Genomic DNA, 11,309 nt, shown 5'->3' on the forward strand with positions numbered 1-11,309 from the left:
GGCAGTTGGGCGCTGGTCAAGTTGCGGGTCCACGGAGACGGACTCACGTCATGTGGGACGGCGATGCTAAGTGCGTTCCGCTCCGGCGGATATTGTCCGCAGAAGCTCGGCGCGAGACTGCCTATGTCAGGCTCAGCCTGGTCCAGGGGTTCCGCAAATTGAGCCGGATCAATCGCTTCACCCAGTCCAGCCACGACACGCATCGCTAAAGGCCGGTACCACCCGTTGACGTCCGACCCAGCCATGGCCGCCAAGGCCACGGCGCCCCTTCGAGTGAGCGACCTGGTACGGTCTTGACGACCGTAGGGGAAATGCACGCCCCCAGAGTAATGCGATGCACCGCTTGGTCCAAGGGCTTGTTCGGTCACGATGATTTCGGAGAAGCCCCCGGTCTTCGCCGCAGCGGAGGCGGACGTCATTCCCAGGATGCCACCGCCGATCATCAAAAGTCTACGAGTCATATCCCGCTGCCCATTTCTTCGGCTACCGGGTCGGGCCAGCTCTCGATCGAGGTATGGCTGATGAAGCCAGGATGCTCGGGGTTCGCGCAAGGCGCGCGCCCAAGAAGGCTATCGAGGATGCGGCGCGCGCGCCAGGCCAGCAGGCTTAGGTTCGGATCGGCCAGGCCGCGCTGCCCGAGGCTCGCGTTTTGTACGAAGATGCGTCTGTCACGCGGTCCGTCCCAGCTCACCGAAAAATCCTCGCGAATAGCTAACTCATTGTCGATCTGCTCCAACCGGTCCATGATCGGTTCCAACAAGCGTGGCACCGCGTTCTCGTAACCGGTGGCCAGGATGACGATGCCAGCCGTGACTTCTTCGACCTGGTCCATGCCGTGCTGCAGGGTCAGCCTGTGACCCGCGCCGGCGTTGATGCAGTGCGAGACGGTGCAGCCTGGCCGCAGTGTGATGGCGCATCGGTTTGGCTCGAAAAATGCGTGGCGGTATAGCGCCTGATAGATCGCGCGCAACGTGCTTTCCGAAATGCCGTCCGAGGCAAGCACGAAACGCCGCAGGAGCAGCTTGCGCTGCGACTCGCTCATCGCCGCGAAATGATCCGAAAAGCAGGGCATGAACAACTCGTTTGTGAATGGGCTGTTGTCGAGAGGCAGGTAGTTCTCTCGCTGCGAGACCCAAGTGATCGAGGCAGGCCGCCGTTCTTTCGGCAGGCCGACAAGGTGCAACATCACCTCGGCTCCCGACTGGCCTCCGCCAACGACGCAGACATGCTTTCTCCGCACCTCAGGATGGATGTGCAGTAAAACAGATGAGTGGAAAAGGTTGCGTCCAGTCCAGCCCTGAAACTGAGGCGGGATTCGCGCCTGCTTGCCAATGCTGACCACGACGTCTCTGGCGCCGAGAACCGCCTTATCCGTCCGCACCCGAAACTCGCCGTCAAAGCGGATTTCACGCACCGTCTCGCCGCCACGCACAAGTGGGTTCCTGTGGAAGGCCCAGTTCAGGTATTGCTCGAACTCAACTCTGAGCACGGCTTGGAACCGTGCGTTCAGGAAGTGATACAGACGCCCGTTCTCGTGCAGGAAGTTTACGAAAGTGTAGGCTGATCGCGGATTCACCAGCGTGACCAGATCCTTGAAGTGGCTGACCTGGAGCTCCGAGGAATCAAATGCGATGCCTGGATGCCAGCGGAAGTCGATCTGCTGATCCAGGAACAGTGCCCCTTGCCCAACTTGCTCGTGTATCTGACACGCAAGGCTCAAATTGGACGGCCCAGCACCGACCCCAACGCAAGATAACTCCACTTGCTTTCCTCCTATAGAGTCTTCCCACTAGGTGGTTGTTCTCGGCGAATATCGCCATAACCATTGGGCGCCTCGCGGACGTTTTCGAGCCCCGGTGCCGACCGGATTTGTGAGAATTGTCCTGCGCGTTCGGGTTGTCGAATGTGGACCCGAGCGTTCCAGCGCGGTGACAATCGACGGGTCATACCGGCTACGTGGGCAACGCCGTATGTCCTTTCCGCCCGTCTGGATGCCCGCGTCGCCATCACGCGAGACGCTTTCCAAACCCATCAGGTGTTTGAAGCCGGCGCAATCGCCCGCCTCAACCATGGCGCGCCGGCTTTTCGGCGGCTTGATGGCAGGCGAGAGCGCGGTTTTCACTGCGGCGGCGGCATTTTCGGTGCGCATGATCATGGAGGACGTCTCGCTGATGCGTTCGCAGAACCCCATGCATGGGCCGTGCCAGAGAAGGAAAATTTTATTAAACAATGGGTTGGCGGATTTGCGATCCTGTCGGAAATCCGACATTGAGGGACGCCTCACGGCGGCGCTCGATTTGCACGTCGATGTCGCCTTTTTCCGAATAGCTAATCGGGCACTTTCTGCACCAGAATACTTCTCTTACGGAGACCAGCACGACGTCTTCATAAACGGACAGTGCAGAACCTTGTGTCTCTGTCGGACAGATCGCGATATGCCTTGTCCATCGAGGTCGGCAATTGCAAGAGCTGCCAGATGCTTCGCCCCATGGTGCCGTTGCACTGGCTCGATCCCGACATCCTCGGAGGCCGCGATCATGGAGAGTGACGCAATCTCATGTCCGCCGCGAGGCCTCTCTCATGGGGAAGCAATTCTCTATGTTGGTGAAGGATCGATGCTCTTGATCAGCTGGTTGCGGATGGGCGCATGCCCAGACCTAAGCGCATCAATGATTGCGCGGTATGGGACCTTCACCAACTGGATTGTCGAATCTCTGTAAAGATAGCCGGAAGACAATTGCGTTCGACCACTCTGCCGGTTCCAAAAGCACTTGCGCCATTCGGTCCCTGGGACTCAATCCAGGAGGAGGGATGAGGCGGCAAAGCAGTCTTTTGCGCGCCCGCCGGTTGGCCAGGATGGAGCCATCGTAAACGCAGTTATTTGATGCCGACGCGGAGTCCTCAGGCCGTGCCGCGCCCGACCGGCGACGTAGCGGTCGTCGATCGCCCCGTCGCCGATGTCGGTCCGAAGCTTGGCCAGTTTCGCGGTGAGCTTCACTGCTTATTCCGCAGTACCCACCGAGCTCGCACAGGAGGTTCTATCAGGCGGTCACGGCTGCACTCGTTGTCGGGTCTTCGACAAAGTCGGACATGAGACACACCGCAATCAGAGCCATGTCATTGTTGTGAAATGATTTTCTCGTTTGGCACGACACGTGCACGGCTATCTGCAAACGCGCTGCGGCAAGAACTGAGGAGAAATCATGCCATGATCAAGCTCGCCGAACATGCGGTCGCAGCCGCGAAAACTGGGCCTTTCCGAGCCGACAGGACATTGCGACTGTCCAGTCGACATCATTCTTCACGTTATCGGGACATGACCGTATTCGATTTCCGCCCAACGCTGAATGCCCCGGACGATGATCCCTATCTTTGGCTCGAAGATGTAGAAGGAGAACGGACACTTGCCTGGGCCGCCAGCCAGTCGGCCAGGCCCCTGGGGCACTTGGGTGGAACACAGTTCGATCGCGACCACGACGCCCTCACAGCGATTTTCGATCGTCCTGACAAGATCCCCTTGAGCAAGCGCCGCGGCCAGTACCTTTACAATTTCTGGAAAGATGCCAGAAATCCGCGCGGACTGTGGCGCCGGACCACCCTTGCCGCCTACATGAAAGTGGATCCCCAGTGGGAGCTACTGCTCGATCTGGACGCCCTCGCCGCTGGCGACGGAGAGGACTGGATCTGGCGCGGCGCGTCCCTTGAGCCGGAGAGACGGGAAAGAGCCGTTCTGCGCCTGTCGCGCGGCGGCAGCGACGCGGTCGTGCATCGCGAATTCGATCTGGGGTTTCTTAGCTTCTTTCTTAGCTTCGTCGCCGACGGTTTCAACCTCGCGGAGGCCAAGGGCGGGGTTAATTGGCTCGACCGTGACACGCTTCTGCTTTCTCGGGCGCAGGATGATGGCATGGCCACCCGCTCCGGCTACGCGCGCACCGTGCGGCTGTGGAAGCGTGGCGCGGATCCGCTCACCGCGCCGGTAATCTTCGAGACCGGTTCCGAATCCCTCGGCGCGTCCGGCCGTGTGGACCGCACCGCCGAGAGCGAGCGCCTCTGGTTCATCGAGCAGTCGACCTTCTTTGAGAATATTGGCCGAATCGGTGACAGGAGCGGGCCGAAGATGCGGATCGACCTTCCTCGGGACGCCTCGTGGAGCGGCTTCGGCGATTGGCTGACGGTAAAGCCGCGCAAGCCATGGACAGTAGGAGGGACGACCCATGCCGCGGACGCGCTGATCGGCATCTCGCTTTCCTCCTTCATCGTCGGCGAGCGCAGTTTTGCCATCCTCTTTGAACCAGGCGACAGGCGCTCCCTGCAGTCATTCTTCTGGAATAACGGGAAGCTCATTATCTCCTACCTCGTCAACCTCGTTCCGCGTTTCGAGATGTTCACCCCCGGCCGCCAGGAATGGACGCGCCGAGCGCTGGACACCGTGCCCGCCGAGGGGACTGGTCACCTCCGGTCGCTCGATGCGGAACATCACGAGATCAATGGAGAGGTCCTCATTTCGGCTCAGGACCCGATCACGCCGCGGAAGCTTCTCGTATTAGACCTCGATGCCGCGGCGCCTCTCGGCGCTCCAGTAATCCTGAAGGGCAACCCGGAGAATTTCGACGCATCCGGGCTGATGGTCACGCGCCACGAGGCAGTCTCGACCGATGGTGAGATGATCCCCTATACGGAGGTCGGTCCGTCGAATGGGAACGGGGATGCCCCGGTTCACCTCACCGCCTACGGCGGGTTCGGCGTGTCGCTCCTGCCCTACTATAACCTCTCGCTCGGCAAGCTGTGGCTCGAACGCGGCGGCACGTGCGTGGTGGCGAACATCCGGGGCGGCGGAGAGTTCGGCACCCGTTGGCACGATGCCGGGCGCAGGGAGGGCAAGCGTCTCGCCCATGACGATTTCGCCGCCGTTGCCGGCGATGTCGTGCGAAGAGGCATTACGCTGCCGAGACGGATTGCCGCCGAGGGCGACTCAAATGGCGGCCTCCTGACCGCCAATATGCTCACCCGCTATCCTGAGCATTTCGGCGCGCTGTTCTGCACAATTCCGCTTGTCGACATGCGCCCCTACACCAAGCTTTTGGAGGGCGCGAGCTGGATTGACGAATATGGAGATCCCGACAAGCCGGAGGAATGGATTTTCCTAAGGAAATCTCCGCCTATCACGCCGCGACGCCGGGACAGCCCTATCCGCCGATCCTGCTTGCCACCACGAAGCGGGACGACCGCGTCCACCCGGGCCACGCGCGTAAGATGGCGGCAAAGCTGCAGGCTCTTGGCTATCCCGCTTACTTCTACGAGGCCGGCGCGGGCGGGCACGGCTACGGCAAGAACAATCGGGAGCGGGCCGCATTCATTGCCTTGGGCACCAATTTCCTTCGCAGTGCGATCGGCTGGCAAGCCGATCGCGTTCGATAGGTGGACGGAGACAAAGGGCAACGCTTCAATAAGTGAGTACAGCGCGATGATTGCGAGTACGGGGCAAATAATGTGAGCACAGGCTCATGCAAACTGCGCATGAGCGCCGCGACAACCCCAAGCAATTCGAGCAAAATTTTTCGTAATTCAGTCCACATTTCTGAAGAGCAAGGAGAGAGTATCATGGCGAGAAACCAAATGCGCGCGGCGCGGGGAGTAACAGCGGCCGTTGTCCTCATCGTGATGGGACAGCAGGCCCTCGCGGCGGACCTTGCGCAAGCGGTGAGCGTCCCGCAGGCGGGAGCCTCGGTCACGGAAGTGCCAAGCCCTTGGCAGATCCGCCTGCGGGCGTTGGGGGTCATCACTGAGGATTCGGGCTACGTCAATGCGGTGCCCGGCTCCGATCTTTCCTATTCGAACACCGTGACGCCGGAACTCGATATCTCCTATTTCTTCACGGACAACGTCGCCGCCGAGCTCGTACTCGGCACCACCTATGCGAACATCGAAGGCCAAGGAACGATCGGCGGGCTGGGCAATATCGGCAAGGTTTGGCTGCTGCCGCCTACGCTCACATTGCAGTATCATTTTACCAATTTCGGCGCGTTCAAGCCCTATGTCGGTGCCGGCGTGAACTACACGATCTTCTATAACCAGGATGTCGGCAGCGCCGATGCTCTCAAGGTTAAGAACACGTTCGGCACCGCGCTGCAGGTCGGGTTCGACTACATGGTGGATCAGCACTGGGGCGTCAACTTCGACGTGAAGAAGCTTTTCCTGCAGCCAGACTTCGAGGTCACGGTGAACGGCGCGAAGGTGACGGGTAAGGCCGAGCTCGATCCCTGGTTGATAGGCGCAGGTGTCACCTACCGCTTCTGATAGCGAAAGGCGAAGAAGGATTGTTGGAGCCCCGACTACGACGTAAGCGCTCGTTTGGGCTGCGGATCTGAAATAAAGGGCGCCTCGTGCGCCCTTATACCTCCGAGGCCGTGACGCTCAGGAAAGGTGAGATTGGAGAGACGTGTCTTCACTTCTAGTGCAGCAACATTCAACGGCAGCACCAACAAGTTCGATCCGATTGGCTTCGGCTCGCCGGCTGATAGTGAAGATTGGCTCAGCACTGATCGGCGATGCAGAAACCGGAGAGATACGCGGTCCTTGGCTTGAGACATTAATAGAAGATGTCGTCCGATTTTTCGCACGCGGGCAGCAGGTGATCATAGTCACCTCTGGTGCTGTCGCGGTCGGCTCAAGTCACTTCAACCATCTGGACAGATCTCTGCAAATTGAGGAGAAGCAATCGGCCGCCGCGATCGGTCAGGTTCAACTCATGCGTGCCTATGAACAGAGTTTTAGGCGCCATGGTTTTGGCGTAGGGCAAATACTATTGACCCGCGAAGATATAGACGATCAGCATCGCCGCCTCAATGCGGCCTCAACCCTTCAACAAATTCTCAAAGTTGGCGCGGTACCCATTATCAACGAGAACGACACGACCGCAACGGCGGAGATCTGTTTTGGCGATAATGATCGGCTAGCGGCCCGGGTCGCGCAGATGGTAAAAGCAGACGTTGTTGTCCTTCTTTCCAACGTAGATGGCCTCTTCTCGGAAAACCCACACGACAACCCCGCAGCGCGTCTGGTGAAAGAGGTGCGATGCATTACTCCCGAGATAGAGGCCATGGCGGGCCATTCCCTCACTCGCCATAGTTCGGGTGGCATGGTGACAAAGTTGATGGCAGCAAGGATTGCCACGGACGCGGGCTGTGAAATGGTCATTGCGAGAGGAAATAAATCTTACCCGCTCGCGGCCATCGAGAACGGTGGGCCATCAACATGGTTTTTTCCGCTCACTAAAGCCGACCAATGCACCATGTCGGCTAACCTCGCCGGGAACTGTTTGAGGAGATCGAGCGAGCAGCCTTGAGGCCAGCCGGCGGGACCGTTCGAACAATGTCAAATGGAAGGTCGCCAGGTGCATCCGATTACCACGTCGAGGTCACAACGCCTTCTACTCGGTTCCGCATCGGCTGATTGGCCGTACCATCCAGATCCGCCTCACACATCCGGTGGTCCGAAGAGTCGTGGCGTTCTCGGCGACAATCGAGGCTTTCGGCGGTGCAAACGGGCACATGAGCCGCGCAATCCGCCGACCGACGAACTTGACAACGGGATTGGGCGAGAGACCCGCCCGCGCGCGCGCCGAGCAACCAGTCGGTGTTGAGCATGTGAGCATGAGCGCTTCTTCACGCCTCGACTTTAGATCCCATGAGGAGTGAACCGCGGCCGACGCTCTTCAGGGTGAGGCTGCATCGAGGCAATCACTCAACAGGAGATCGCCGTGGAGAACGTGTCCACCCAACCTGGAGTCCCAAACGCTGTGCGTGTCGACCTTGGAGCAATCTTTGTCTCCCTGGAACTCACATGGGCGGACTCGGGTCAACCGGATTGTGTACGGCTTACGGCTTCATGGATTATCTCCTGGAGTTGCTACGGATCCGAGGTTGAGCCTGTTTCCAATACGAGCATTTCTGGCTCGGTTGAAACTCACATACGGTCGCCGCCCCAGGGCGGCTGCACCCTTATCCCGCATACGGCGGCTAGGCTCAGGAGGACGTGACCATTCTTAGGGGCGGTTGTTGAGACCATATGCCAGGCCGGTTCGTCCACCTGGATCCGCCGGGGCTGATCAGGCCCCGTCAGATGGCGAAAGAGGTTTGGTTGGCTTCAGATCAGGTCGGCTTTATGATGGCGCCCTCCATCACCACTCCGGCGGTCGCATACTGCCACAGTGCGACCAGCAGTTTACGTGCCAAGGCGACGATTAGCGGCTTACGCAGCCGCCCACCGTTGCGCTCGACCCGCTGTTTGAACCACTGGCTGAGGGCCGAGTCTGGTTGGTGTCGCAGCCACAGCCAGGCCATCTGCACCATCGTTCCTCTCAGCCGCGGATTGCCCGCTTTTGAGACGCCTTGCTCATGATCGACAGAACCGCTCTGCCAGGGCGTTGGCGCAAGCCCGGCATAGGCCGCAAGCTGCCTTCGATTGTCGAAATGATGATAAAGACCTTCAGACCAGAGTACGTTGGCGAACTCAGCGCCCACCCCCTTCAGCTGCAGCAGTCTCACCACCGGCGCCGGGTCGTTCGCCTTGGCCCGATCCAACAGCAGATCGTCGCGCGCCGCCTCGACCTTTTGCAACTGCTCCAGGATCAGCTCAAGCCGGTCGAGCTCACGCACAACCTGTGCCTTCAGGTGGAAAGGTAAGGCGCGACCATCACCCGTTTGCAGATCCTTGAGCCTGGCGCGTCGGTCGCGACGCAGCGGCTCATAGTCACCGACGCCCTGGGCGAACAGCAGCCCCTTGATCCGGTTGACGTGCTCCACCCGCTCGGCGATCAGCGTCTTGCGCTCCCGGCAGAGTCGGCGGCGATCCTCTTCCTCGGGGCTCGGCGGCCTGACCATGGAGCAGACCCGCGGCTCGCCACGCTTGTAGGCCAGCAAGGTCCGTACCAGGGTCTCGCCGTCGATCTTATCGGTCTTCGCCCGTCGGCGCCGCCGTGACACCAGGATCGAGGCGGCGTCGACCACGTGGCTCTCGATCGCTTCGCCCTGAAGCACCCGATGGATCCAGAAGCCGTCTAGTCCAGCTTCCTGAATGACAATAATCCGGAAGCGCTCGCCGGTTCGTGCCCGAGCCTTTTCCTGGAGCGTCGCAAACAGCTCCAGGAGTCCCGCAACGTGCCCGCCCCGCAGAGAATGCTTGGACATCTTCTCCCCGCCACCCGGCGACAGTGAAGTGATCAGCCAACTTGATCGAGACAGTTCCATCGAAACAAAGATCGCGCCAAGATCAATGCGGATAGCGGCCGGTTCCGGCCGATTTGCAACCTGTTGCATTGTCGTCTCCAGAATGAGTGGGTTTAGCAACGCCATTCTGCCGACGGCAGGTCGCTATCCACCAGCCCATAGGATCTTATGTTCATTTGCAAGCGGCGTGGCCACGCCTCTTCGTCCCGCCAATAGTGGCTGGTCCCTGCATGGTGTAGCTAATGCGCAATGTAGGAGACAGGGTCTCAAGACGACGGTGTCCAAACTCTTATACGCAGATTGGATACCGCATTTCCGACTAAGTTTAGGACTGTACAGGTCGTACAGACGTCCCTTGAACGACAATCCTCAAAATGGTGCAGGGGCTTCGAGCCACACTGCGTCAAGCAAACGTCGCAACAGATCCTTCAAGTAAATTTGCAGAATCTTTGCGATCGCAAATCGCGGGCAATGGTAGGTTCACTACAAGGACTGACGTCAGGCACGGCTGAAATAGCTAATGCCGATGAACGCTCGGACCGCCGCACAACCCGCAACGTTGGAGTCAAGGTCAATGGCACGAAGAGCGCTTATCATGCTTGAAGGTTCTAGGAACAATGGTCCGCTTTACGTCAAAGCGGCCCTGCGTCTCGGTCTTCATCCAATTACCCTGTCGGCTGATCCAGCTCAGTACGACTATCTTGCGAAGGAAGGTATTGAGGCAATCCGTGTCGATACAGATAATCTTGATGCGCTGATCCGCGAATGTTCCCGGCTACGTGCGACCTATGACATTGCTGGGATTACGAGCGACGGGGATACGTTCTATGCGACAGTTGGCAAGCTCTGCCGGCATTTCGCACTGCCGGGACCGAACCCCGCATCCATTGAACGATGTTGCGACAAATTCACTCAACGTCAGCTTCTCGCAGAAGCGGGCGTTCCAGTACCTGCTTATCGCTTAGCGGCAGACGCTACGGAGGTGGAAAGCGCCGCCGCCGAGATCGGCCTGCCGGTGATCGTTAAGCCAGCCGTAGGCAGCGGCAGCATGGGCGTCCGATTGTGCCGCAACTTGGATGAAGTGACCGAACATACGACTTATCTGTTGGGCGGGAAGCATGTATGGCGATCTTCGCCTCGGATACTGGTCGAAGAATTCGCACAAGGCTCCTACTATGCCGCTCAAACAATGGGAAATGAGGTAATTGGGATCAGCACCGGCGAGTTTGGTCCTCTACCGTATTTCGTATATCGTCAGTTCACCTTTCCGGCCCCGCTGACGAATCACAATCAGGAGCGTATCGCCGAAATTTCGCTGAGCTGTTTGCGAGCTCTCGGCCTTGGCTGGGGGCCAGCGGAGATTGAATTCCGATGGACGAAGCATGGCCCAGTCGTCATTGAAGTCAATCCGCGTCTTGCTGGTGGGGGCATACCTCAACTGGTTCAGTTGGCTTACGGTGTCGATCTCGTCACCGAACACATCCAGCTTGTCACCGGCGACGGACGGAATTTGCGCACAAGGCATTCGCAGACTGCGGCAGTACGGTTCCTGATCCCTGATAGCGATGGCATCCTCGATTGGATTAGTGGCGACGGTCGGGCGGCTGCTCTGCCAGGTGTCGCCGAGGTCAAGTTGTATGTTGAACCCAAGACGCCAATCGTCAGGAAACGTGACTACCGAGACCGAATGGGATATGTCATCGCCGTTTCATCTAGCTCTAGTGAGACAGAGGGTATACTCCAGCGTGCCGTGGACTTAATCGGCTGGTCGGTGAGGCCCTTTTCGTCCAGTTGAAGAACTTTGCTCAAGGTGGCATGGCCCTTCACTCCAGGTATCTTGCCCGATAGTTCGACACCAATGCGGCTAGATGCTGGATGTGCTGCGCTCGCGAACAAGTTCAGCAATGGGCTGCCATGCCGTGAGCTGGCTCCAAGCTATGTAGTCGGCTGTGAAGAACGTCGATTTCGCTGATGAGGCTGACAAAGGCCTCGTCCAAGACGGTGATTAGGCTGATCGTGGTTGGACCGGCGGCCGCTGCAGCGGTGGCGAGCAGCGCCAGGAAGAAGGCACACAAAAGCCTC

At 59.1% G+C, this 11,309-nt stretch carries 7 protein-coding genes and 1 pseudogene; 4 read left to right on the plus strand and 4 right to left on the minus strand.

Going from position 1 to position 11,309, the window contains the following annotated elements; all coding sequences use genetic code 11:
* Nucleotides 1-457: 457 nt before the first annotated feature.
* The gene (locus NKH21_RS30665; protein ID WP_352869585.1) at nucleotides 458-1,720 is read right to left on the minus strand and encodes a lysine N(6)-hydroxylase/L-ornithine N(5)-oxygenase family protein; all 1,263 of its coding nucleotides are present in this window, start codon (nucleotides 1,718-1,720) and stop codon (nucleotides 458-460) included.
* Nucleotides 1,721-1,789: 69 nt separating this feature from the next.
* A complete protein-coding gene (locus NKH21_RS30670) occupies nucleotides 1,790-2,269 on the minus strand; it encodes a hypothetical protein (protein ID WP_352869587.1) in 480 nt (159 codons plus the stop codon).
* 1,047 nt (nucleotides 2,270-3,316) lie between these two features.
* Between NKH21_RS30670 and NKH21_RS30675 the strand changes: the two are divergent.
* The 3 genes and pseudogenes from NKH21_RS30675 to proB all read left to right on the plus strand — a co-directional run bounded on the left by NKH21_RS30675 (nucleotide 3,317) and on the right by proB (nucleotide 7,345).
* A pseudogene (locus tag NKH21_RS30675) lies at nucleotides 3,317-5,418 on the plus strand (prolyl oligopeptidase family serine peptidase).
* A 183-nt stretch (nucleotides 5,419-5,601) separates the two neighbouring features.
* Nucleotides 5,602-6,297, plus strand: coding sequence for an OmpW/AlkL family protein (locus NKH21_RS30680; RefSeq protein WP_352869589.1), 696 nt, complete (start codon nucleotides 5,602-5,604; stop codon nucleotides 6,295-6,297).
* 142 nt (nucleotides 6,298-6,439) lie between these two features.
* Nucleotides 6,440-7,345 (plus strand): glutamate 5-kinase, encoded by a 906-nt coding sequence (gene proB, locus NKH21_RS30685; RefSeq protein ID WP_352869591.1) that lies wholly within the window; start codon nucleotides 6,440-6,442, stop codon nucleotides 7,343-7,345.
* Between the two features lie 805 nt (nucleotides 7,346-8,150).
* Here the strand turns inward: proB and NKH21_RS30690 are convergent.
* A complete protein-coding gene (locus NKH21_RS30690) occupies nucleotides 8,151-9,317 on the minus strand; it encodes an IS110 family RNA-guided transposase (RefSeq protein ID WP_352869593.1) in 1,167 nt (388 codons plus the stop codon).
* A 484-nt stretch (nucleotides 9,318-9,801) separates the two neighbouring features.
* Between NKH21_RS30690 and NKH21_RS30695 the strand changes: the two genes are divergently transcribed.
* Nucleotides 9,802-11,022 carry an ATP-grasp domain-containing protein gene (locus tag NKH21_RS30695; protein ID WP_352869595.1) on the plus strand — a complete coding sequence of 407 codons (1,221 nt, stop codon included), beginning with the start codon at nucleotides 9,802-9,804 and terminating at the stop codon, nucleotides 11,020-11,022.
* Between the two features lie 103 nt (nucleotides 11,023-11,125).
* On the opposite strand, the gene NKH21_RS30700 is transcribed toward NKH21_RS30695, so the two are convergent.
* A partial coding sequence (locus tag NKH21_RS30700) for a hypothetical protein (RefSeq protein ID WP_352869597.1) occupies nucleotides 11,126-11,309 on the minus strand: 184 nt, incomplete at its 5' end.

Origin of the sequence: Mesorhizobium sp. M1329 (assembly GCF_040318035.1) — a bacterium.
Taxonomy (GTDB): domain Bacteria; phylum Pseudomonadota; class Alphaproteobacteria; order Rhizobiales; family Rhizobiaceae; genus Mesorhizobium.